Annotated in this window: 24 protein-coding genes; 14 read left to right on the forward strand and 10 right to left on the reverse strand. The window is 37.6% G+C overall.

Features of this window, described 5'->3' with window-relative positions:
* Window positions 1–2: 2 nt before the first annotated feature.
* The gene (gene galK / locus DV424_RS03820) at window positions 3–1157 is read right to left on the reverse strand and encodes a galactokinase (RefSeq protein WP_118859132.1); all 1155 of its coding nucleotides are present in this window, start codon (window positions 1155–1157) and stop codon (window positions 3–5) included.
* A gap of 143 nt (window positions 1158–1300) precedes the next feature.
* The gene (galT, locus tag DV424_RS03825) at window positions 1301–2344 is read right to left on the reverse strand and encodes a galactose-1-phosphate uridylyltransferase (RefSeq protein ID WP_118859133.1); all 1044 of its coding nucleotides are present in this window, start codon (window positions 2342–2344) and stop codon (window positions 1301–1303) included.
* A gap of 207 nt (window positions 2345–2551) precedes the next feature.
* On the opposite strand from galT, the gene DV424_RS03830 reads away from it, so the two are divergent.
* The 11 genes from DV424_RS03830 to mtgA all read left to right on the forward strand — a co-directional run bounded on the left by DV424_RS03830 (window position 2552) and on the right by mtgA (window position 12429).
* The gene (locus tag DV424_RS03830) at window positions 2552–3550 is read left to right on the forward strand and encodes a substrate-binding domain-containing protein (protein ID WP_118859134.1); all 999 of its coding nucleotides are present in this window, start codon (window positions 2552–2554) and stop codon (window positions 3548–3550) included.
* A gap of 161 nt (window positions 3551–3711) precedes the next feature.
* Window positions 3712–4707 carry a galactose/glucose ABC transporter substrate-binding protein MglB gene (gene mglB / locus DV424_RS03835; protein ID WP_118859135.1) on the forward strand — a complete coding sequence of 332 codons (996 nt, stop codon included), beginning with the start codon at window positions 3712–3714 and terminating at the stop codon, window positions 4705–4707.
* A gap of 65 nt (window positions 4708–4772) precedes the next feature.
* On the forward strand, window positions 4773–6293 hold the full coding sequence (gene mglA / locus DV424_RS03840) for a galactose/methyl galactoside ABC transporter ATP-binding protein MglA (protein ID WP_110431728.1): 1521 nt from the start codon (window positions 4773–4775) through the stop codon (window positions 6291–6293).
* A 16-nt stretch (window positions 6294–6309) separates the two neighbouring features.
* Window positions 6310–7320: a galactose/methyl galactoside ABC transporter permease MglC gene (mglC, locus tag DV424_RS03845; RefSeq protein WP_118859136.1), complete on the forward strand. Its 1011-nt coding sequence runs from the start codon at window positions 6310–6312 to the stop codon at window positions 7318–7320.
* A 145-nt stretch (window positions 7321–7465) separates the two neighbouring features.
* On the forward strand, window positions 7466–8200 hold the full coding sequence (locus tag DV424_RS03850; protein WP_118859137.1) for a hypothetical protein: 735 nt from the start codon (window positions 7466–7468) through the stop codon (window positions 8198–8200).
* Between the two features lie 5 nt (window positions 8201–8205).
* On the forward strand, window positions 8206–8763 hold the full coding sequence (locus DV424_RS03855) for a septation protein A (protein ID WP_005636812.1): 558 nt from the start codon (window positions 8206–8208) through the stop codon (window positions 8761–8763).
* Complete coding sequence (gene yciA / locus DV424_RS03860; RefSeq protein WP_118859138.1) at window positions 8763–9239, forward strand: acyl-CoA thioester hydrolase YciA; 477 nt, start codon at window positions 8763–8765, stop codon at window positions 9237–9239. Before DV424_RS03855 ends, yciA begins: the two co-directional genes overlap by 1 nt.
* A 16-nt stretch (window positions 9240–9255) precedes the next feature.
* The gene (locus DV424_RS03865; RefSeq protein ID WP_118859139.1) at window positions 9256–9552 is read left to right on the forward strand and encodes a YciI family protein; all 297 of its coding nucleotides are present in this window, start codon (window positions 9256–9258) and stop codon (window positions 9550–9552) included.
* Window positions 9553–9577: 25 nt separating this feature from the next.
* On the forward strand, window positions 9578–11359 hold the full coding sequence (locus DV424_RS03870; protein WP_118859140.1) for a transglycosylase SLT domain-containing protein: 1782 nt from the start codon (window positions 9578–9580) through the stop codon (window positions 11357–11359).
* A gap of 37 nt (window positions 11360–11396) precedes the next feature.
* Window positions 11397–11702, forward strand: coding sequence for a trp operon repressor (trpR, locus tag DV424_RS03875; RefSeq protein WP_005629736.1), 306 nt, complete (start codon window positions 11397–11399; stop codon window positions 11700–11702).
* Window positions 11689–12429: a monofunctional biosynthetic peptidoglycan transglycosylase gene (gene mtgA, locus DV424_RS03880; protein ID WP_118859141.1), complete on the forward strand. Its 741-nt coding sequence runs from the start codon at window positions 11689–11691 to the stop codon at window positions 12427–12429. Before trpR ends, mtgA begins: the two co-directional genes overlap by 14 nt.
* A 107-nt stretch (window positions 12430–12536) precedes the next feature.
* Here mtgA and frdD read toward each other — a convergent pair whose 3' ends face one another.
* From frdD to frdA, 4 genes are read right to left on the reverse strand one after another with little or no spacing between them, the layout of a single operon-like run.
* On the reverse strand, window positions 12537–12881 hold the full coding sequence (gene frdD, locus DV424_RS03885) for a fumarate reductase subunit FrdD (protein ID WP_005631316.1): 345 nt from the start codon (window positions 12879–12881) through the stop codon (window positions 12537–12539).
* Between the two features lie 12 nt (window positions 12882–12893).
* Entirely contained in the window at window positions 12894–13304 is a 411-nt protein-coding gene (gene frdC, locus DV424_RS03890; protein WP_118859142.1) for a fumarate reductase subunit FrdC, read from the reverse strand.
* A 10-nt stretch (window positions 13305–13314) separates the two neighbouring features.
* Entirely contained in the window at window positions 13315–14085 is a 771-nt protein-coding gene (locus tag DV424_RS03895) for a succinate dehydrogenase/fumarate reductase iron-sulfur subunit (RefSeq protein WP_005645965.1), read from the reverse strand.
* Window positions 14078–15877, reverse strand: a complete 1800-nt coding sequence (frdA, locus tag DV424_RS03900; RefSeq protein WP_118859143.1) for a fumarate reductase (quinol) flavoprotein subunit — start codon at window positions 15875–15877, stop codon at window positions 14078–14080. The genes DV424_RS03895 and frdA overlap by 8 nt, the downstream gene beginning before the upstream one ends.
* A 215-nt stretch (window positions 15878–16092) precedes the next feature.
* Between frdA and epmA the strand changes: the two genes are divergently transcribed.
* Window positions 16093–17064, forward strand: a complete 972-nt coding sequence (gene epmA / locus DV424_RS03905) for an elongation factor P--(R)-beta-lysine ligase (protein ID WP_118859144.1) — start codon at window positions 16093–16095, stop codon at window positions 17062–17064.
* Between the two features lie 39 nt (window positions 17065–17103).
* Here epmA and cpxA read toward each other — a convergent pair whose 3' ends face one another.
* From cpxA to yejK, 4 genes are all read right to left on the reverse strand, one after another.
* Entirely contained in the window at window positions 17104–18507 is a 1404-nt protein-coding gene (cpxA, locus tag DV424_RS03910; RefSeq protein WP_118859145.1) for an envelope stress sensor histidine kinase CpxA, read from the reverse strand.
* 4 nt (window positions 18508–18511) lie between these two features.
* The gene (locus DV424_RS03915) at window positions 18512–19195 is read right to left on the reverse strand and encodes a response regulator (protein WP_118805191.1); all 684 of its coding nucleotides are present in this window, start codon (window positions 19193–19195) and stop codon (window positions 18512–18514) included.
* Window positions 19196–19248: 53 nt separating this feature from the next.
* Window positions 19249–19662, reverse strand: a complete 414-nt coding sequence (gene bamE / locus DV424_RS03920; protein WP_005631300.1) for an outer membrane protein assembly factor BamE — start codon at window positions 19660–19662, stop codon at window positions 19249–19251.
* A gap of 65 nt (window positions 19663–19727) precedes the next feature.
* Entirely contained in the window at window positions 19728–20744 is a 1017-nt protein-coding gene (gene yejK / locus DV424_RS03925; RefSeq protein WP_118859146.1) for a nucleoid-associated protein YejK, read from the reverse strand.
* Window positions 20745–20872: 128 nt separating this feature from the next.
* Between yejK and DV424_RS03930 the strand changes: the two genes are divergently transcribed.
* Together DV424_RS03930 and DV424_RS03935 are read left to right on the forward strand one after the other, a co-directional pair.
* Complete coding sequence (locus DV424_RS03930; RefSeq protein ID WP_005625990.1) at window positions 20873–21091, forward strand: YejL family protein; 219 nt, start codon at window positions 20873–20875, stop codon at window positions 21089–21091.
* A 1-nt stretch (window position 21092) separates the two neighbouring features.
* Window positions 21093–22850, forward strand: coding sequence for a DUF3413 domain-containing protein (locus DV424_RS03935; RefSeq protein ID WP_118859147.1), 1758 nt, complete (start codon window positions 21093–21095; stop codon window positions 22848–22850).
* The last annotated feature ends 56 nt before the right edge of the window (window positions 22851–22906 follow it).

Genomic DNA, 22906 nt, shown 5'->3' on the forward strand with positions numbered 1-22906 from the left:
TCTTAAATCACTCGAACACCTTGTGACGCAGTGCATACATAAAAAGTTTCTTTTAAACCTGTGGTTTTTTCGTAATTATCCGCAATGATTTTACGAACTGCATCAACTTTATCGTGCGGCGCAAGTGCAACAATACAGCCACCAAAACCGCCGCCCGTCATACGCGCACCGCCATTTTTGCCAATAACAAGTTGAGCCAATTCAACTAAATAATCAATTTGTGGCACGGTGATTTCAAAATCATCACGCATTGAATCGTGAGATGCTTCCATTAGTTTACCTAAACGAGTCAAATCATTGTTCTTTAATGCTTCTACAGCATCGAGCACTCGTTGATTTTCTGTTACGACATGACGAGCACGTTTTGCCACTAACGGGGAAAGTGCGGTCAATTCCGCTTCTCTTTTTTGGAATTGCTCAACTGAAACATCTCGTAATGCTTTCACTCCAAAAAATTTTGCCGCCTCTTCACATTGCTGACGACGAGTATTGTATTCGCCCGTTACTAAATCGTGCGGTACATTTGAATTCACAATAATAACGGCGATATCTTGTGGCACGGGTGTTGGAGTGGTTTCAAGACTACGACAATCAATCATCAATAAGTGATTTTCCTGCCCAAGTGCAGAAATTAACTGATCCATATTGCCGCAATTTGCGCCAACAAATTGGTTTTCCGCTTTTTGCCCATTCAATGCAATATCCGTGTGAGAAAGCGGTAAATCGCCAAGTTGTTGGCAGAATTTACCCACCGCAACCTCTAACGCAGCAGAAGAACTTAATCCTGAAGAAAGCGGTACATTTCCAGAAATCACTAAATTTGCACCTTGTTGAAAGTGTGGGTAACGTTCTTGGATAAATTTTACCACCCCACGCACGTAATTAGCCCATTTGTGTTCACTCTTAGGAATTTCAACATTGAGAGAAAACTCGTCAGTTTCATCAAGATCCGCCGCATAAACATTCCAAATATGATCATCTCGTTTTGTACCAGAAACGGCCGTACCAAAATTAATCGCACAAGGCATAACAAAGCCGTCGTTGTAGTCGGTATGTTCGCCGATGATATTTACGCGACCAGGGGCATAGACGGTAAGAGCTGGTTGTTTTTGGTGTTTTTGCGTAAAGAGTTGTTGGGCGTTTTTAATTGGATTCATATTAACTTCCTTTTGCTTAGAGTAGCCTACCCTAAGCTAGCTGAAATGCTACCCCTCTGGGGTAAATTATTTGTTCAATAATAAGTTTCCCAAAGGGAAACCACTTTTAGTAACCGTGGGTATACTTACCCACGCTAACAGGCTTATCTTTCTTTATAATGAACTTCACTCAAGGCACGCAGTCTTTCTGCAGCCTGTTCTGCTGTTAAATCGCGTTGGCTTTCGCCTAACATTTCATATCCCACCATAAATTTACGCACGGTTGCTGAACGTAAAAGAGGAGGATAAAAATGAGCGTGTAGCTGCCAATGTTCGTTATCTTCGCCATTAAAGGGTGCCGCATGAAATCCCATTGAATAGGGGAAAGAGGTTTCAAAGAGATTGTCGTATTTGGTCGTCAATTTTTTCAAAATAACCGCAAGATCTTTTGATTGTTCGTCACTTAATTCAGTTAAACGTTTTACGTGAGTTTTTGGTAAAAGCAATGTTTCAAATGGCCAAACAGCCCAATAAGGCACTAAAGCTACCCAATATTCAGTTTCAACGACAATACGTTCTTTTAACTCTAGTTCTCGTTTTACATAATCAACTAACATTACTGAACTATGTTTTAATAAATAATCACGTTGTGTGCGATCTTCACGAGCAACTTCATTTGGTAAGAAACTATTCGCCCAAATTTGACCATGTGGATGTGGGTTAGAACAGCCCATTGCTGCCCCTTTGTTTTCAAAAATTTGCACCCATTGGTATTTTGCACCAAGCTCACGAAGTTGTTCTTGCCATACTTTAATCACATCTTCAATCTCAAGTGCGGTCAATAATGGCAATGTTTTACTATGATCTGGAGAGAAGCAAATAACTCGACTTTCGCCACGAGCTTGAGAACTTCGGAAAAGAGGATCTGAGGATTTTTCAGGGGCTGGCGTATCTTCTAAAAGCGCGGAAAAATCATTTTTAAACACATAAGGTTTACGATAATTTGGATTTAATTCTCCTGTAATACGCTTATTGTTTGGACAAAGATAACAAGTTGGATCATAACTTGGTTTTTGTTCTTCATTGACCTTTTCCTGTTGCCCTTGCCACGGACGTTTTGCACGATGTGGCGAAACTAAAACCCATTGATCGATTAACGGATTGTAGCGACGATGTGGATGTTCTGTAGGTTCAAAAAGTGCGGTCATTTTGACTCCTGTTTTTTATCAATGTAAGCGATTACATTAATTTATACTAAATTATTGTAAATAAACCGTGATCTTTGTCACAAAATAAGAAAATAAGCAAAATTTTTTATGATTTAGTTCATAATTATAAAAGTAACCGCTTTCAATTTGTCTCAAATTATTTATGATCAAAGTATAAGATTTATAGATTATAACAAGGGAAAAGTTATGAGTACTATTCGAGATGTTGCTAAATTAGCCAATGTATCTGTCGCTACCGTATCCCGAGTATTAAATCACTCTCTTTCTGTCAGTGAAAATACGCGTCTGGTGGTGGAACAAGCTATTGCACAGTTAGCTTATCAACCTAATGCAAATGCTCAAGCCCTTGCTGTGCAAAACACGGATACAATTGGAGTGGTAGTAACCGATGTGACGGATGCCTTTTTTGCGATTTTAGTGAAAGCGGTGGACAAAGTAGCAGAAGCACATCAAAAAACGATTTTAATTGGCATTGGTTATCATCACGCAGAAAAAGAGCGAGAGGCGATCAATACCTTATTACGTAAGCGTTGCAGTTCTCTTGTTGTACATTCTAAAGCCTTATCTGATGATGAATTAAGCCATTATTTAAATACTGTGCAAGGAATGGTAATCATTAACCGTGTTATTAAAGGTTATGAACATCGTTGTGTCAGTTTAGATAACCAAAAAGGCACTTATTTAGCCACGGAAATGCTTATTCGTTATGGGCATCAACATATTGCATATATCGGTTCAAATCACGCCATTTTTGATGAAGTTGAAAGAAGAAATGGTTATCTTGCCGCATTAAAAGATCATAATTATCCCATCATTGAACAGGCGATAACACTCAATAGCCCAGACTTTGAAGGCGGCGAAAAAGCAATGATTGATTTACTTAGTTATAACAAAAATCTTACGGCTGTCGTTGCTTATAACGATTCAATGGCGGCGGGAGCAATTTCAGTTCTCAATGAAAACAATATCAACGTACCAAGCCAATTTTCAATTATTGGTTTTGATGATATGCCGATTGCCCGTTATTTGATCCCAAAACTAACCACAATTCGCTATCCTATTGATTTAATGGCAACTTATGCGGCTAAATTAGCATTAAGTCTGACTGACGAGAAAATAATTACACCTCCAGTGGTTCAATTTAACCCTACTTTAGTACGCCGTTTTTCGGTGGAATCGCGCTAATTTTGTGAAATGGATCACAAATTTATAACTTGCTATGTAATCGTTTTCATTTTTGTGAATTTGATCACAGATTAATCACGATAACTTAGCTATGATGAGCACAGTTGCCAATTTGTGCAACCTTATCTATCCACATCAACTTTCCAAATAGGAGTGTTATTATGAAAAAAACAGCTGTATTAAGTACCGTCGCTTTTGCTATTGCATTAGGTTCGGCTTCTGCAAGTTTTGCTGCGGATAACCGTATTGGGGTAACGATTTATAAATACGACGATAACTTTATGTCTTTAATGCGTAAAGAAATTGATAAAGAAGCTAAAGCAGTTGGTGGCATTAAACTCTTAATGAACGATTCTCAAAATGCACAATCTATTCAAAATGACCAAGTTGATGTATTACTTTCTAAGGGTGTGAAAGCACTTGCTATTAACTTGGTGGACCCAGCAGCTGCTCCAACTATTATTGGCAAAGCCAAATCAGATAACATTCCTGTCGTATTCTTTAATAAAGACCCAGGTGCAAAAGCTATCGGCTCTTATGAACAGGCTTATTATGTAGGTACTGATCCAAAAGAATCTGGCTTAATTCAAGGGGATTTAATTGCAAAACAATGGAAAGCGAATCCTGCTCTTGACTTAAATAAAGATGGCAAAATCCAATTTGTATTATTAAAAGGCGAACCTGGTCACCCAGATGCGGAAGCGCGTACAAAATATGTTGTAGAAGAACTTAATGCGAAAGGTATCCAAACTGAACAATTATTTATTGATACTGGTATGTGGGATGCTGCAATGGCGAAAGATAAAGTAGATGCTTGGTTATCTAGCTCTAAAGCGAACGACATTGAAGTCATTATTTCTAACAACGATGGCATGGCATTAGGTGCGTTAGAAGCAACAAAAGCGCACGGCAAAAAATTACCTATCTTTGGTGTGGATGCGTTACCAGAAGCATTACAATTGATTAATAAAGGCGAACTTGCAGGTACGGTGTTAAACGATGGTGTAAACCAAGGCAAAGCAGTTGTTCAATTATCTAACAACTTAGCACAAGGTAAAGCAGCAACTGAAGGCACAAAATGGGAATTAAAAGATCGTGTTGTACGTATTCCTTATGTTGGTGTGGATAAAGACAACTTAGGTGACTTCTTAAAATAATTTCTCATCAATTTTTGTTGTAATCTAAGGGGAAGTGGCTCTTCCCCTTTTTAAAGAGGTTGGATATGACAGCTCAAACTCAATGTCAAGACAGCCAAGTGCTGCTCACTATGACCAATGTCTGCAAGTCCTTTCCAGGTGTCAAAGCCTTAGATAACGCAAACTTAACGGTTCGTTCTCACTCTGTTCACGCTTTAATGGGGGAAAACGGCGCAGGCAAATCTACATTACTAAAATGCCTGTTCGGTATTTATGCCAAAGATGAAGGCGAAATTCTTTTCTTAGGCAAACCTGTCAATTTTAAAACATCGAAAGAAGCCCTTGAAAATGGTATTTCAATGGTTCACCAAGAACTCAACCTCGTACGCCAAACTAGCGTAATGGATAATTTGTGGCTTGGACGCTATCCACTTAAAGGACCTTTTGTTGATCACGCAAAAATGTACCGTGATACTAAAGCGATTTTTGATGAATTGGATATTGATGTAGATCCGAAAGAAAAAGTCGCCAAACTTTCAGTTTCTCAAATGCAGATGATCGAAATTGCGAAGGCGTTCTCGTATAACGCTAAAATCGTAATCATGGATGAACCAACATCCTCGCTTTCTGAAAAAGAAGTTGAGCATCTGTTTAAAATTATCGACAAATTAAAACAACGCGGTTGCGGCATTATTTATATTTCTCACAAAATGGATGAAATCTTCAAGATCTGTGATGAAATTACTATTTTACGCGACGGTAAATGGATCAACACGGTAAACGTGAAAGAATCCACAATGGAACAAATTGTTGGAATGATGGTAGGGCGTGAATTAACACAGCGTTTCCCTGAAAAAACCAACGTGCCAAAAGAAGTTATTTTGCAGGTGGAAAATCTTACCGCTAAAAATCAACCATCCATTCAAGACGTATCTTTTGAATTACGCAAAGGTGAAATTCTCGGTATTGCAGGACTTGTGGGGGCTAAACGTACCGATATCGTTGAAGCTATTTTTGGCGTACGTGAATTAATCGAAGGAACGATTAAGTTACACGGAAAAACTGTGAAAAATCATACCGCACTTGAAGCGATTAATAATGGCTTTGCATTGGTTACTGAAGAGCGTCGTTCAACGGGGATTTATTCTAATTTAAGTATTGAGTTTAATTCATTGATTTCAAATATGAAATCTTATCTCACTCCGTGGAAATTACTTAGCACGAAGAAGATGAAAAGTGATACCCAGTGGGTAATTGATTCAATGAATGTTAAAACACCATCACACAGAACTACAATTGGTTCTCTTTCTGGTGGTAACCAACAAAAAGTCATTATTGGTCGTTGGCTTTTAACTCAACCTGAAATTTTGATGCTAGATGAGCCGACTCGTGGTATCGATATTGGGGCAAAATTTGAAATTTACCAACTTATTCAAGAACTCGCTAAAAAAGATAAAGGCATTATTATGATTTCATCAGAAATGCCAGAATTACTGGGTGTGACTGATCGCATTTTAGTAATGAGTAACGGTAAATTAGCAGGTATCGTTGAAAGCGCAAAAACATCGCAAGAAGAAATTTTGCAACTCGCGGCAAAATATTTATAAACATAAGGAATGAATTATGAGTGCCTTAGAAAAAAACAAATCCTTTGATCTCTTAAAACAAAATGCGATTTATTTTGTGTTATTGATTTTGCTCGGCATCATCATTGCACAAGATCCGACATTCTTAAATTTAGTCAATTTCAGTAACATCTTAACCCAATCTTCTGTACGTTTAATTATTGCTTTAGGGGTTGCGGGTTTATTGATTACACAAGGGACAGACTTATCTGCCGGTCGTCAAGTTGGCTTGGCTGCAGTTATCTCTGCAACAATGTTGCAATCAATGGATAATATCAATCGCGTGTTCCCTGAAATTGGACAAATCCCAATTCCAGTGGTTATTCTCGCAGTATGTGCTGTGGGTGCGCTAATTGGTTTGATTAATGGATTAGTTATTGCTTATTTAAATGTGACGCCATTTATTGCGACAATGGGTACAATGATTATCGTATATGGTTTCAACTCACTTTATTATGATGCAGTAGGTGGTTCTCCAATCGCAGGTTTTAGCGAAAATTTCTCAACATTTGCACAGGGATTTTTGCGTATTGGTGGTTTTAAACTTTCTTATATCACTATTTATGCAGCTATTGCATCGTTCTTAGTTTGGGTAATGTGGAATAAAACACGCTTCGGTAAAAATGTCTTTGCTATTGGGGGTAACCCAGAAGCAGCTAAAGTATCTGGTGTAAACGTTGCACGTAACTTAGTTGCAATCTATATGATTGCAGGTATGTTCTATGCCTTTGGTGGTATGCTTGAAGCAGGTCGTATCGGTTCTGCAACTAACAACTTAGGTTTTATGTATGAATTAGATGCTATCGCAGCTTGCGTGGTGGGCGGCGTATCTTTCGCTGGTGGTGTAGGTACAGTAATTGGTGTAATCACAGGTGTTATCATCTTTACAGTTATCAACTACGGTTTAACTTATATCGGTGTAAACCCTTACTGGCAATATATCATTAAAGGTAGCATTATCATTCTAGCGGTAGCCATTGACTCGTTAAAATATGCGAAGAAAAAATAAAGCTGACGCAATCTTAATAAAATGAATGAAAAGTGGGCAAATTTGTCCACTTTTGTTTTATCTATTCAATTCTGAATTAAGGATATTTATGCAATAATCGGCAAACCTTGTATAATTGCGCCACCATTTTCATAGAGGGAAAAAAATGCTAATTAACTTTACACAAGTATTGCAAGACAGTTGGAATTTCTTCCGTAATCAGAAAAAAATTATGCTGCAATTTGTCGCAATTTTATTTATCGTGCAAAGTGCCAGCGCACTTTTGAGTTTCCCTATTAATGATGAAAATAAAAGTGATGTATTAAATCTCGCAAATGCAAATATCTCGAGTTTTGTTTTTTCTGTTGCTATTACTCAGATTTTAACGAGTTTTATCGCCGCTTGGGGATTAACCTCAATCCACAAAATTAGCCTACAAAATTACCGCACTTTAGGGCAAACTTTCTCGCTTACCTTGCGTCGTTTTGCAGGTGTAATTCTGTTGGATCTACTAATGGTTGCACCAATGTTACTTGGTCTTGGAGAAGCCTTTACTGCATTACTCACAAAAAAATCGCCCTCTATCATGTCACTTATCTCGATGATTGTTGGCGTTTGGTTCTTCGTCCGTTTAAATTTGACGGCAGTACATTATCTTTCTACTCAAGATACACTTTCACAAACTATCCGAAAAATTTGGATGCGAGGAAATACTCGAAAAGGCGTATTGTTTATTTACACCCTACTGGTTTATTTTCTCGTGCCAGTGCTTGTTTTCCAATTAAGCGCATTTTCCAATAATGCTGTATTTGATATGGTAATAGGCATTTTCACCGCATTACTTAATATTTTTATGCTAGTAGTGACTTATCGTTTCTACAGCTTATTTATGAAGGATTAATCAATATGAAACAACTCCTTGACTTCATTCCTTTAATTTTATTTTTTGTCACTTACAAACTCGGTGGTGTACGTGAAGCAGCCATCGTATTAGTAGTGGCAACAATTTTGCAGATTGTGATTTTAAAATGGAAATATGGAACGGTTGAAAAACAACAAAAAATCATGGCAAGTGCGGTCGTTTTTTTTGGACTTTTAACCGCTTACTTTAATGAAATCCGCTATTTGCAATGGAAAGTGACAATTATCAATGCCTTGTTTGCCATTGTTTTACTTGTCGCACAATTTCAATTTAAAACTCCATTAATCAAAAAATTACTTGGCAAAGAGCTACAACTGCCCGAAAAGGCTTGGAATACACTTAACCTCGGCTGGGCAGTATTCTTTATTATTTGTATGTTGGTGAATATTTATATCAGCCATAATATGTCGGAAGAAGCTTGGGTTGATTTCAAATCTTTCGGAATTATTGGTATGACGGTGATTGCAACGATTATTTCAGGTGCTTATATCTATCGCTATTTACCTAAAGATGATTCAAATTCAAAAGATGGAGAAAAATAATGTCTTCCAATTTTACTGATAAAAATGGCCGCCATTCCAAAGGGATTCTATTACTACGAACCTTAGCAATGCCTTCTGATACCAATGCTAACGGAGATATTTTCGGCGGTTGGATCATGTCTCAAATGGATATAGGGGGGGCAATTTTAGCAAAAGAAATCGCACATGGGCGTGTAGTTACCGTTGCGGTTGAAAGCATGAATTTCATCAAACCAATCTCTGTGGGCGATGTGGTCTGTTGCTATGGCCAATGTCTAAAAGTAGGACGTTCTTCCATTAAAATCAAAGTAGAAGTATGGGTAAAAAAAGTGGCGAGTGAGCCAATTGGCGAACGTTATTGTGTCACCGATGCGGTATTTACTTTTGTTGCAGTTGATAATAATGGTCGCTCTCGCACGATTCCCCGTGAAAACAACCAAGAGTTAGAAAAAGCATTAGCCTCAATTTCAGAACTAGAAGCAGAACAAGCCTTGTAAATAAAAGGAAATCATTATGTACTATGTTATTTTTGCCCAAGATATTCCCAATACGTTAGAAAAACGTCTTGCCGTACGCGAGCAGCACTTAGCTCGTTTAAAACAACTTCAAGCAGAAAACCGTTTACTTACGGCAGGTCCCAATCCAGCTATCGACGATGAAAATCCTGGAGAGGCAGGTTTTACAGGTTCAACCGTTATTGCACAATTCGCAAATTTACAAGCTGCAAAAGACTGGGCGGCACAAGATCCTTATGTAGAAGCTGGCGTATATGGTGATGTTATTGTAAAACCATTTAAAAAAGTATTTTAGCCCTCCTCAATTCTAATAAGCTAACATGAAAAAAGTCACTTTAATTTCTCTCTGCATTTTGACCGCACTTTCTGCTTTCGCCGATACACCTAACACGGCAACAGCATCAATCAATCTTGAGCAAGAAAAACAAAACTGGGCGTCAGCACAGCATCAAGACTACTTAAAACGTTTAAAACAACGTGAAACCTTTTTACAGGTTGAAGGTTTGTTAAAAAGTGCGGTAAAAAATCAGCAATTTTCTGAAACGACTCAAAACATCACAAAAACCTTAATAGATTCATTGCAAGATTACCCTTTGCAATACGATTTGCTAGCACGCTTTTGGGAAACGAAAGTCGCCTTTTTGAAAAGTGATGACATTCAGGGCAAACAACAAGCAATAAATGAACTCAATATGTTGGTGCAACAAAATTACCCTTTTGTAACGCCAGCATTTCAAGCCTTATTACAAAAACTATCCACTTCAAACGAACAACAAACCTCAGCAACATCAGATAATGCTAAAGAAAATAACACGAATCAAAAAGAACAAAATCAAGTAGAAAATCCTAAACAGCTTGCTGAGATTATAAAGAACAGTAATTCTAGCACGTTAGATAAAAGTGTATTAATCGATGCTTTTCCTCGTTATCTAAAAACACTATCGGAACAAATAGAGAATCCAAATTTTGAGCTCTATCAGCAATGGGCTGAAACTTGGCAACTCTCAGAAGATGAAATCAAACAGTGGAAAATAGCCTTTTTAAATCGTTTTTTTGATAATGAAAACGCTGATTTTCAAAAATGGCGTGATGAACAAATCCAACAATTAAAAACTGATAACCTAACTGAACGCCGTTTACGAATGGCAATTTGGCAGAAAACAGACCTTTCTCCGTGGCTTAATTCACTTACTACTGAAGGAAAAGCAAAACAAGAATGGCGTTATTGGGAAGCTAAACAAGATATATCAAAAAATATAGAAAAACTAACCGCACTTTCAAAAGAGCGGGGATTCTATCCAATGTTAGCTGCTGCACAATTAAAGCAAGCATATAAAATTGATTTTCCAGTAACACCAAGTTTTACCGTGGCAGAACAACTTCCTTTCGCGCAAGTTTTCGCCATGATTCGAGAGCTGAGAGAACTTGGACGAAATGGTTTAGCAAAACAACGCTGGCAAATTTTACTTGATAATGTTGATTTCACAACTCAGCTAAAACTTTCTGAATATGCCAAAAATCAGCAATGGTTTGAATTAGCTGTTGATGCTTCTATTGTTGCAAAAGCGTGGGATTACCTGTCCCTTCGTCTGCCAAATGCTTATCCTGAATACTTCAATGCAGCATTACAGAATTTAAATATCAGCAAAACTTTTGCTATGGCAATAGCCCGTCAAGAAAGTGCTTGGAATCCAATGGCACAATCTTCTGCAAATGCGAGGGGCTTAATGCAACTTTTACCAAGCACGGCAAAATTGACCGCAGAGAATAATCAACTACCTTATCAAAGCGAACAAGATTTATTCAAACCATTGAATAATATTTTGCTAGGTACCGCACATCTTAATGAACTCAATGGAAAATATCCTAACAATCGAATATTAATTGCAGCCGCTTACAATGCAGGGGCAAATAGAGTAGAAAAATGGTTAAGCCGCGCTAATGGAAAATTAGCATTAGACGAATTTGTTGCCTCCATTCCTTTTTACGAAACTCGTGGTTATGTGCAAAATGTAGTCACTTATGACTTTTACTATCAAATTTTACAAAATAAAGAAAACCCACAAATCTTTAGCCAAGAAGAATTGAATCGGCTATACTAAACGCACTAGTTTAATAGTGTGGAATGGGAGCGTAATTATGTATATCAGCCGCAATTTAGAACAATGGAATGCCTTTCTTCAAATGCTAAAAATTGCTTTTGAAGAAAACAAAGCACAGGAGTTTCTAACCTTATTATTAACGGCAGACGAACGAGATGCTGTAGGATTGCGCTTGCAGATCGTCTCTCAGCTGATTGATAAAAATATGCCTCAGCGTGAAATTCAACAAAATCTTAATACAAGTGCCGCCACAATCACTCGAGGTTCCAATATGATTAAAACGATGGATCCTGATTTTATGCAATGGATGAAACAACATCTTGATCTCATTGAAAAAAACTAAGCGAATTTTTACCGCACTTTCTCACTTATTTAGTCCTAAATGGTGGAAAAAAAACTGGCAGCGAGTTGTCTTTTGTTTTTTTTTCGCCGTTTTTGCTTTGTTGCTGATTTTTCGCTTTGTACCTATTCCATTTTCCGCTTATATGGTACAACAAAAAATCGCTAATCTTTTACAAGGTGATTTTCGATATCAAATCCAATATAACTGGGTCAGCCTAGAAAATATCTCTCCAAACATTCAATTAGCTGTGATTTCATCAGAAGATCAGCGTTTTCCTGAACATTTAGGCTTTGATTTTGAGGCTATCCAACGAGCAATTCGGTATAACGAAAAATCTAACAAAGGAATCCGAGGGGCATCAACTATTTCCCAGCAAACTGCTAAAAACTTAATGCTTTGGCACGGACAAAATTGGCTACGAAAAGGTTTAGAAGTTCCAGCGACTATGTTGCTTGAGCTGACTTGGTCGAAAAAACGTATTTTAGAAGTGTATTTAAATATTGCGGAATTTGGAAACGGCATTTTTGGTGTGGAAGCGGCAAGTCGCTATTACTTTAAAAAATCAGCTAAAAATTTATCTCAAAATGAAGCCGCACTTTTAGCTGCTGTGTTGCCCAATCCAATTATTTATAAAGTAAATAAGCCAAGCTTATTAGTTCGTAAAAAACAAGCTTGGATTTTGAGACAAATGGGAAATTTAGGTGCTGAATACTTGAGCCATTTATAAAAAATCTAATCGAATTTCTAAAGTAAAACAAACATAAAAAATGTTTACTTGATACATAAAATAAAAAAACGAGTCTAAGACTCGTTTTTTTATTTATAGCATTTTTATTACAGATTTATTACCGCAAATAACACCCAAACAGTATAAATTGTGGCTAAACCATAAAAGATAAATCCACCAGCTGGCACATGCACTTTAAGATCGTGCATACCGTGGTGAATACGGTGTAAACCACACCACATTGGGAAAATAGTAAGCACTAAAATAACTAATTTACCAATCCAAGAATAAGCAAAAGTAATTAAATTATGCGCATCGACTAAACCAAATGGTAATAACAAACCGATAATTAAAATAACAACAGGGAAGAAAATTGCACTCACTGTGCCGCCTGCACCGAACATTAACCATACTGGCGGTTCGCCGGAGCGTTTTGGATTTTGATCAACCATTTTTTCTCTCCCTTAAATATAAACTAAAACTAAAGCAATCAGGCTAACTAATGCGGTTACCACCCAAAGTGCATTTCTTACAACGCGGTGTGGTAAGCGTTCATTTTTCACAATGATATTCATCACTTTCGGTGTCATTAAGAAATATGTCACCGTATGATAAAGCGTTGCGATAAGCGTAATAATATTTAAGAACACCACAATTGGGTTTCTTAAAAACTCAATAAAGCTCAAGATGCCTAAGCCTGGCATTGGATTGCTTGCAAGGCAAAGAACGCCATAAAGCAATACAATACAAAACCATACAGCAAAGATTGAAGTCGCTTCACGTAGCATATAAGCTTTGTAGAAGTCCAATTTTTGCCACCAAGTCGCTGTCATTGGACGAACATATTTTTTACGTTTACTCACTGTTACTGACATTCCTTCCCCCTTAGCTTTTTGGTTTTAGCATAGAGATAACATAATCTTTGGCACTTTCCACTTTGCCTTGGTTAATTGCAGAAGCAGGATCCACATGTTTTGGACAAACTTCTGAGCAATAGCCAACGAAAGTACAACTCCAAACCCCGTTTTTACCATTTAATAATGACATACGTTTTGCTTTACCATGGTCACGGTTATCAAGATTATAACGATGAGCCATAGTGATAGCTGCAGGGCCTAAGAATTCAGGATTTAAACCAAATTGAGGGCAAGCGGCATAGCACAAACCACAGTTAATACACATAGAGAATTGACGATATTTCTCAAGCTGTGCAGGCGTTTGTTTAGTACGGCTTACTTGCAATTCTTTCGATGGATGTGGTTTACCATCTAATGCTGGTGCTTCGTTACCAATAATATAAGGTTTAATTGCCTCTAAACTTTCAATAAAGTGGCTTAAATCAACCACTAAGTCACGTTCAATTGGGAAGTTTGCTAACGGCTCAATACGCATATGGCCGCTGTAATCACGTAAGAACGTTTTACAAGCCAATTTTGGTTTATTATTTACCATCATCCCACAAGAGCCACAAATCGCCATACGGCAAGACCAACGATAAGAAAGAGATGGTTCAAGTTTATCCTTAATATAACCTAACGCATCAAGCAATGAAGTTTGATTATCATAAGGTACTTGATAAGTACTTAAATGCGGCTCTTGATCGATTTCAGGATTGTAGCGTAATACTTCAACATTCATTACTGGTGAATTAGCCATTTGCTTGCTCCTTAGCTTTCGCAGCTGCTTCTTGAGCTTCTGCTTCCGCACCGTAAACACGTTTTGCAGGTTGAGATTTAGTAATTTTCACCGGACTGTATTCAATGCGCGGTGCACCATTCTCATTGTAGAAAGCAAGTGTGTGTTTTAAATAATTTACATCATCACGTTCAGTGTAGTCTAAGCGTTGGTGAGCACCACGAGATTCTTTACGTTCAATCGCTGAATTTGCAATAGATTGTGCAACATCTAGGATATACCCCAACTCAACTGTGTAAAGTACATCTGTATTGAACACACTTGAGTTATCTGCAACACGAATACGTTTATAACGTTCTTTTAATTCTGCAATTTTATCTACTGCTTTTTGCATACTTGCTTGGTCACGGTAAATACCACAACCTTCTTCCATTACAGAACCCATTTCATCGCGGATCTCAGACCAAGATTCATTACCTTCTTGTTTATGAAGGGCTTCTAAGCGAGCAACAACATCTTTTGCTTGAGCATCAACCGCACTTTGGTTTGCAGATTGAGCCTCAACTGCACGTTGCGCCGCATATTCCCCTGCGACACGACCTAATACAACAAGTTCAGCTAAAGAGTTAGAGCCTAAGCGGTTTGCGCCATGTAAACCTGAAGATGCACATTCACCTACAGCAAATAAACCTTTGATACGAGTTTCGCTATTGAAATCGACTTCAATACCGCCCATGGTGTAGTGAACAACTGGACGAACAGGGATTGGCTCATTCACTGGATTTACACCTTCATAAGCACTTGCTAATTCACAAATGAATGGCAGACGCTCATGTAAATATTTTTCACCAAGATGACGTAAATCTAAATGCACCACATCTACGCCTTTCGCAGTTTTTAAGGTATTACCTTTTTTCCATTCTTGCCAGAATGCTTGAGAAACTTTATCGCGAGGACCAAGTTCCATATATTTATTTTGCGGTTTGCCAATTGGTGTTTCTGGTCCTAGACCGTAATCTTGAAGATAGCGATAGCCATCTTTATTCACTAAGATACCACCTTCACCACGACAACCTTCAGTCATTAAGATGCCGGTATTCGGTAAACCTGTTGGGTGATATTGAACAAACTCCATATCACGAAGTGGTACACCATGACGATACGCCATAGATAAGCCGTCACCTGTTACAATACCGCCGTTGGTATTAAATTTAAATGCACGACAACCACCACCAGTTGCAATCACAACCGCATTTGCATTAATTTGAACAAGCGAACCTTCCATCATGTTCATTGCAACCATACCACGAGCATGGCCATCATCAACAAGAATATCTAATACGAAGTGTTCATCAAAACGTTGGATTTGTGGATATTGAATAGAAGTTTGAAAAAGCGTGTGTAATAAGTGGAAACCTGTTTTATCGGCAGCGAACCAAGTGCGCTCAATTTTCATTCCACCGAAACGACGTACGTTTACATCGCCATCTGCTTTACGGCTCCAAGGGCATCCCCAACGTTCTAATTGAGTCATTTCCACTGGTGAATGTTGTACGAAATATTCCACAACATCCTGTTCGCAAAGCCAGTCACCACCCGCAACGGTATCTTGGAAGTGTTTATCGTAAGAATCTTCCTCTTTGATAACTGCCGCTGCGCCACCTTCTGCTGCCACAGTATGGCTACGCATTGGGTACACTTTTGAAACTAATGCAATTTTTAAGTTAGGATTTGCTTCTGCTGCTGCAATCGCTGCACGTAAACCGCCGCCACCAGCACCAACAATTGCAATATCGACATTAACTGTTTGCACGATATCCTCCAATAAATGTAGAAAGTAAAAAAAAGAAATTACCCTAAAAGGGTAGTGTTTCGCAGGCATTGTGCCATTTTTTGTTACAAATTAATAACGTTTTTTATGTCTAAAGATGGAAAAGATCGGATTTTGTGATCTATCTCAAAAAAGCTTAGATTGAGTTGAGAAGGGCTCTCGTTTACAATGATGCAAATTTAAAAATGGGAATAAAAATGACCGCACTTACTCATTGGCAACCTTCTGCCGATATAAAAAATCTTCTTAAACGGGCAAAAATTATTGCTGAAATTCGTCAATTTTTTACAGAGCGAGGCTTACTTGAAGTTGAGACGCCTGTTCTAAGTGAATTTGGTGTTACTGATTTACACCTTTCCACATTCAGCACAGAATTTCTCGCGCCTTTCGGTGAACAATCCAAAACACTTTGGCTTTCTACAAGCCCTGAATATCACATGAAACGCTTGCTCGCTGCAGGCAGTGGACCGATATTCCAAATCAGCAAAGTGTTCCGTAATGAAGAAGCGGGTAATCGCCACAATCCAGAATTTACCATGTTAGAATGGTATCGACCGCACTTTAGTATGCATCGTTTAATTAATGAAGTGGATGATTTACTCCAACAAATTTTAGATTGCCCACCTGTAGAAAGTTTAAGCTATCAGTTTGTTTTCCAAGAATATGTAGGCTTAGATCCCTTATCAGCAGAACGTTCAGAATTAATCGAAGCGGCGCGTAAACATAACTTTATGGCTGAAGATGATGAAGAGCGCGATACTTTATTGCAGTTCTTATTTAGTGAAGTCGTTGAACCTCAAATAGGAAAAGATCGACCTGTTGCCGTGTATCATTTCCCTTCAACGCAAGCTGCCCTAGCACAAGTTAGTCCAGAAGATCAGCGGGTTGCAGAACGCTTTGAGTTCTATTACAAAGGGTTAGAACTGGCAAATGGTTTCCATGAATTGACAGATGCACGAGAACAAAGACATCGTTTTGAATTAGATAATCAGCAAAGAAAGAAACATGGATTGCCAATTCGAGATATTGACGAACGTTTTCTGGCTGCATTAGAAGCTGGCTTACCAAACTCTTCTGGCGTGGCACTGGGAGTCGATCGCCTAATTATGGTTGCCCTAGGTTGTGAGAAAATTAATGAAGTAATTTCTTTTGCCGTAGATAATGCCTAGACGAAAAGTGCGGTAAAAAATCTACCGCACTTTTGATTTTTAGTGACTGATCCATAATGGCAATCGTATAGTAACAGCAAGTCCGCCTAGTGGGCTTTTTTCCGCCCAGACCTTTCCTTGATGCTCCTGAATAACATTAGACACAATCGCCAATCCTAGTCCTGTGCCGCCAGTCGTTCTAGTTCGCGTCTCATCTACTCTATAAAATGGTTTGAAGATTTTTTCAAATTCATCTGGATGGACTCCAGATCCGTTGTCATCTATACGGATCCTGAGAAATTCTTCTTCTTCTTCTTCTTGGATAAAAATATGAAGTTCGATCTTATCCTTGGTGTATTTAAGTGCATTTGTCACGATATTTTCAACCGCACTTTCTAGTAATCTAAAATTGCCGTTAAGTTGTAATTCATTTTTGGGTAAACGAATATTTGTGAGAAACGTTATACCACGTTGCTCAGCCTCAAATTTTGCATCATTGATAATATCAGTCCAAAGCGTATTAGCATAAAATATATCACGTTCCATTTGACTATTCATTTTCTGGCGTGAAAGTAGAAGTAGCTCACTAATCATTTTATCCATTCGCCCTATTTCTCTTTCAATGCATTTTACGCTCTCTGTTTCACCACATTCATGACGAACAAGCGCTGTAGCCAACCGTAAACGAGTGAGTGGCGTTTTTAATTCATGTGAAATCGATGAAAGTAGTGTTTGTTGATTAGAGATTAAATGATCAATAGAAGATGCCATTCGATTAAAACTTTGACCGACTTGGCGTAGCTCTAATGGACCATTAGCCACTAAGCTCTTATCAATTTTGAAATTGCCTAATGCCACTGAATTCGCCGCTTCTTGCAAGCGAGAAATAGGCTTAGTCAGCATTCTTGTGAACCACCAAAGCAATGGGCTGGTGATTAAAAGAATAAGCAAAATCAATGTAATCGGTCTATCAAAAATGTAATTAAACATCTCTCGTTGCGGATTAACGTAAGATATAAAGTACAAGGCATAAGAATTTGTCTCATCTCCCAAATACACTTGAAATGGACCTGAAATCTGAACTTCATTGAAATTTTTACGTTTGGGTTCTGAAAAATCACCTGATACATCCGCAAATCTTCGGATATAAGGCACTTCCTCTGGTAGTTCCCCTAGAATATCTTTAGTTTGTAAATCAATAAGAATGGGTCTGGAGGGTTGAAATTTATCTGTATGTAAAACGGGAATTTCCGCAATAAGCCCTTTTAATTGACCGTTGCGGATAATATCGATAATTTTTTTTTGATAGGTAACAACATCTGCTTCTTTTAAAGGCGAATAGACTCTGAGATCGAGAGTAGGCACAGCGATCACAAGACTCATCATGGCAAAAAAAGCAAACCAGAATATAGCAAATGTTCTGATCGCAAGTTGATTTAAACTGAAAAGACTGCGCAATTTCATAAAACTAGGTCACTAAAAGATATCCTTTTCCACGTAAGGTTTTAAACCAAGGCAGTTTACTTTTTCGTTCTGGTAATTTGCGTCTCAAATTAGAGATGTGCATATCAAGAGAACGATCAAATGGAGTGAGCGGTTTTTCCATTACTTCTAAACTTAATTCTTCTCGACTTACCATATTTCCCTTAGATTTAAGCAATAAACAAAGAATCTTAAACTCATAATCCGTTAAATTTAGATTTTCTTCATTATAGGTTGCAATTCCGTGAGAAAAGTTGAGAGTAATTCCGTCAAAAGAAAGGATTTCTACATTTGCGGTATTATTTGAAGGAGATGCACTACGACGCAAAATCGCCTTAATTCTTGCAATAAGCTCACGATCGTTAAAAGGCTTGGGTAAATAATCATCCGCTCCCAATTCTAAGCCTAATACACGATCAATATCTTCGCCTCTCGCAGTCAGCATCATTATTGGCACGTTAGAGACTTTACGAATTTCTTTTAGTGTTTCGATACCATTTAACTTTGGCATCATTACATCAAGCAAAACCAACTCGTGGCTTTCATCAAGTTTTTGTAATGCCTCTAATCCATTATTTGCTGTTTGAACGTCAAACCCTTCTAACGCTAAAAGGGACGAAAGTAATTCCGTCAGTTCAACATCGTCATCAACGAGCAAGAGTTTTGACATTGGAGATTCCTTTTACCAATTATTCTTATTGTAGTGCGGTGAAAATAAAAAGATTATTTCCAGAATTTCCACCAACTTGATTTTGGTTTCTCACCTGTTTCAATAATAGTGTTATTTTCGCCTTGTTGTGAAACTTCTGGCAAAGGTTTATCAAGATTGGTTTCTGTCACAATCCCACGTTGATCAAATTTTACTGTGAAAGTGTGTTGAACAGGTGTTTCATAAGCACGTTGTTGTAAGAATACGTAGTACCAAGTGTAGTTATTATAAGGATCGATTAATACTGGCGTGCCCAACAAATATTGTACTTGTTGAGCAGTCATGCCTTCTTTAACTTGAGCAACTGTAGTCGCCTCTAAATAGTTGCCTTGCGGTACATCAATTCGATATACAACTTTTTCAACAGTGGAACAAGAAGCGAGGCTTAATGCTAAAAATGTTGCGCCTAAAAGTGTTTTAACTTGCATTTTCTTTACCTTAATTTGTGCAAAAGTTCTGTCAAATAATATCCAAAATTGGGTGTATTTCCAAATTAATTCTCTGATTTTAAAGCCTTTTGTAATTGATCTTTTAAATTTGGCGGTAAACCTTTGATGGTTAGGGTATCTGTCATAGGATCCCATTGAATACGTGTATTCAATAATTCCGCATCAAAACTTAGGGTAACGCCCTTTCCTGACCCAGAGAATTTTGTTAGCGATTTCAATGTTGAACGTACTGGTGGAATACTCTCTTCCAAACCATAATTCTGTTCTTCCGTAAAGACGACAAAAGGCTGTTCGTTTAGAGTGGGTAATGAATCAGAAAGTTCCCTTAATTCAATATTGTTACCGTTTGAAAGCTGACCTTTACAATATTCAAACACTTGTTTTTTTACTGCTTGAGTTTGCTCTTTGTTGAGTTCGCCTTGATCGCAGTAATCACTCACCGCTTGCAATAAACATTGATTTTGAACCTGTGGATTTAATCCTTCTTCAGCACCTAAAAAATCCATGAAAAAATCACTAATTTTTCGACCAACACGACCTTTTATGAAAGTTAAATAACGATTAGAGTTTGCATTCACCTGCAAATCCGTCAAATTCACTCTTGCCGCAATATCAAACTGAGTAATATCAAGATATTCTGTACGGCGAATATCTAAATGCTCATCGACTAACATACTATGACGACTATCAAGCAATGCAATAAACAAGTAATCTGTCGCCAAGAAATTATATTGGCATAAAATCAAGGTGCCGCTTTCTGCAAAGTTATATTTACCTAATTCATCTGCAAGCAATTTTGTTGAATATTGACTAAAACCCAAAAACTCAATTTCTTGCTCTAATAAACGATTTAAATGTTGTGCAAAGATAGACTTTTCCTGAAACACGCCAAAAGCCTTAGCTTTATTTTGATAGCCTTGATGCAATTGCAACATCATTTGTTCTACTTCTGGTGTAATGGACAGCAACTCGTCGCGTAATACGCTTTCCATTTTTATACTGTCGCCATCCATATTTTTGACTAACTGATGCAAAACAATTTGATTAACGGTAATACTCATTTTTGTCACCTTTGGAAAATTTGCCGCAAATTATAACCGCACTTTTTAAGCAAGAAAAAAGAAATTATTTAGGTTCTACCAAATAATCGGGTATCATAAGCCAAATTTTTTGTTTTATTTTTAACATTATGGCTCAACATTCTAAATATTCTGATGCACAGCTAAGTGCGATTGTAAACGATATGATCGCAGTGCTAGAAAAGCATAAAGCCCCTGTAGATCTTTCGTTAATCGCCCTTGGTAATATGGCGAGTAATTTATTAACCACTAGCGTGCCGCAAACTCAACGTGAGGCATTAGCTCAAGCATTTTCGAATTCCTTAATTAATGCGGTAAAAACACGTTAATATGAAATGGATTAAAAAAGGCACTTTCAGCGGCAAGCAATACCGTGATGACGTTTCACGAAAAATTTCGTGGGGTCATTGGTTTGCCTTTTTTAATATTATTGTTGCAATTCTTATTGGCACTCGTTATGCCTTTATCATTGACTGGCCAGATACTCTCGCAGGAAAACTTTATTTCTTTGTGAGTTTGCTCGGGCATTTCAGTTTCAACGTTTTTGCGTTGTACTTACTCGTTGTCTTTCCAATGAGTTTTATTGTTAAAAATCACCGCACTTTTCGCGGATTAACCGTGATTTTTTCCACAATTTGTACAACCTTATTATTATTTGATACCGCCGTTTTCAATCGTTTTAATCTGCATTTATCTTCTATTGTATGGAATTTGCTGGTCAATCCAGAAAATGGCGAAATGTCACGCGATTGGCAAATTTTCTTTGCACCAATGCCAATAATTTTACTGGTACAAATGTTATTTTCTCGCTGGAGTTGGGAAAAATTACGCAGTCTTGAACGCCAAAAATGGCTAAAAGGCACCGGTATATTCTTAACCACAACGTTCATTGCGACGCATTTAATTTATGCTTGGGCAGATGCTTATTTATATCGCCCAATTACGATGCAACGCTCTAATTTTCCTCTTTCTTATCCAATGACAGCCCGTTCTTTTTTAGAAAAACACGGTTTCATTGATGGCGAGCAGTACGCACAAACATTAAAACAAGAGGGGCGTTTAGAGGCCTTAAAGATTGATTATCCTAAAAAAACGCTCACTTTTACACCAATTGACAGTAAACCAAACATTTTGATGATCACTGTTTCTGGATTACGTTACGATGCCATTTCTCAAGGCAAAATGTCCAAGTTAGCTGAATTTGCAACGAGCGCAACAGAATTTACGAATCATTACAGTACTGGTAATAGTAATAATGCAGGATTAGTAGGATTATTTTATGGCTTAAATGCAAATTACACCGATAGCATTTTAAGCAATCATACCCAATCTGTTTTAATCGAAAAATTACGTGCTGAAAATTATCAACTAGGTTTATTTTCTGCTACGAATTTCAAAGATAGCGTCTTCCGCCAGGCATTATTTCGTGAAATAAAACTTTCATCGAATAAAACCAACAAACCAAATAATGAAAGTGCGGTAAAAAATCTCAATGATTTTATTAAAGCACAAAAAATAGACTCACCTTGGTTTGCTTATTTGGATTTAGCCTTGGAGGCTAAAAAACCATCAGATTATGACCGCACTTTGCAGGATATTGATTCTCTTTTAGAAAAAACGTTAGAAAATACACCGCTTGAAAACACATTAGTGATTATCACTGCTGAACACGGTTTAACTTTCAATGAAATGAATGAAAAAGAGCGAGAAAACTACTTTGGGCGCGATGAGGTTCAAGTGCCATTGCTTGTATATTGGAAAGATTTACCGGTAGGCAAACAAAATGGATTAAGTAACCATGCTGATATTTTCTCTGCGTTAATGCAGACAGTATTCCGTGTAGAAAATCCGTTGATGGATTATAGTCAAGGACGCAATCTCTTTGATCTTAAGGGTGATGACTGGGTACTTGCCTCTAATTTCCACTGGAATGTGGTGATTCAACCTGATGGAATACAATATCACATTGATCGCAAAGGGAATTACAAAAAATTCGATAAAGATTATATCGAGCAATCTTCAGACAGACCGCCACTTGGAATCTTTTTAGAAGCCTTCCAATTACAAAATTTCTTCTTTGCAAAATAATTTATAAGGGCATAAAAGAATAGATTTTTTGCCCTTAAGCCTTTATACTCACGACT

It is taken from the genome of Haemophilus haemolyticus (assembly GCF_003493605.1).
In the GTDB taxonomy this organism is placed as follows: Bacteria; Pseudomonadota; Gammaproteobacteria; order Enterobacterales; family Pasteurellaceae; genus Haemophilus; species Haemophilus haemolyticus_J.

Excerpts from the sequence above, each read along its gene's own strand:
- galK (WP_118859132.1), bottom strand. The coding sequence starts at position 1,157 with ATGAATCCAATTAAAAACGCCCAACAACTCTTTACGCAAAAACACCAA.
- galT (WP_118859133.1), bottom strand. The coding sequence starts at position 2,344 with ATGACCGCACTTTTTGAACCTACAGAACATCCACATCGTCGCTACAAT.
- DV424_RS03830 (WP_118859134.1), top strand. The coding sequence starts at position 2,552 with ATGAGTACTATTCGAGATGTTGCTAAATTAGCCAATGTATCTGTCGCT.
- mglB (WP_118859135.1), top strand. The coding sequence starts at position 3,712 with ATGAAAAAAACAGCTGTATTAAGTACCGTCGCTTTTGCTATTGCATTA.
- mglA (WP_110431728.1), top strand. The coding sequence starts at position 4,773 with ATGACAGCTCAAACTCAATGTCAAGACAGCCAAGTGCTGCTCACTATG.
- mglC (WP_118859136.1), top strand. The coding sequence starts at position 6,310 with ATGAGTGCCTTAGAAAAAAACAAATCCTTTGATCTCTTAAAACAAAAT.
- DV424_RS03850 (WP_118859137.1), top strand. The coding sequence starts at position 7,466 with ATGCTAATTAACTTTACACAAGTATTGCAAGACAGTTGGAATTTCTTC.
- DV424_RS03855 (WP_005636812.1), top strand. The coding sequence starts at position 8,206 with ATGAAACAACTCCTTGACTTCATTCCTTTAATTTTATTTTTTGTCACT.
- yciA (WP_118859138.1), top strand. The coding sequence starts at position 8,763 with ATGTCTTCCAATTTTACTGATAAAAATGGCCGCCATTCCAAAGGGATT.
- DV424_RS03865 (WP_118859139.1), top strand. The coding sequence starts at position 9,256 with ATGTACTATGTTATTTTTGCCCAAGATATTCCCAATACGTTAGAAAAA.
- DV424_RS03870 (WP_118859140.1), top strand. The coding sequence starts at position 9,578 with ATGAAAAAAGTCACTTTAATTTCTCTCTGCATTTTGACCGCACTTTCT.
- trpR (WP_005629736.1), top strand. The coding sequence starts at position 11,397 with ATGTATATCAGCCGCAATTTAGAACAATGGAATGCCTTTCTTCAAATG.
- frdD (WP_005631316.1), bottom strand. The coding sequence starts at position 12,881 with ATGGTTGATCAAAATCCAAAACGCTCCGGCGAACCGCCAGTATGGTTA.
- frdC (WP_118859142.1), bottom strand. The coding sequence starts at position 13,304 with ATGTCAGTAACAGTGAGTAAACGTAAAAAATATGTTCGTCCAATGACA.
- DV424_RS03895 (WP_005645965.1), bottom strand. The coding sequence starts at position 14,085 with ATGGCTAATTCACCAGTAATGAATGTTGAAGTATTACGCTACAATCCT.
- epmA (WP_118859144.1), top strand. The coding sequence starts at position 16,093 with ATGACCGCACTTACTCATTGGCAACCTTCTGCCGATATAAAAAATCTT.
- cpxA (WP_118859145.1), bottom strand. The coding sequence starts at position 18,507 with ATGAAATTGCGCAGTCTTTTCAGTTTAAATCAACTTGCGATCAGAACA.
- DV424_RS03915 (WP_118805191.1), bottom strand. The coding sequence starts at position 19,195 with ATGTCAAAACTCTTGCTCGTTGATGACGATGTTGAACTGACGGAATTA.
- bamE (WP_005631300.1), bottom strand. The coding sequence starts at position 19,662 with ATGCAAGTTAAAACACTTTTAGGCGCAACATTTTTAGCATTAAGCCTC.
- yejK (WP_118859146.1), bottom strand. The coding sequence starts at position 20,744 with ATGAGTATTACCGTTAATCAAATTGTTTTGCATCAGTTAGTCAAAAAT.
- DV424_RS03930 (WP_005625990.1), top strand. The coding sequence starts at position 20,873 with ATGGCTCAACATTCTAAATATTCTGATGCACAGCTAAGTGCGATTGTA.
- DV424_RS03935 (WP_118859147.1), top strand. The coding sequence starts at position 21,093 with ATGAAATGGATTAAAAAAGGCACTTTCAGCGGCAAGCAATACCGTGAT.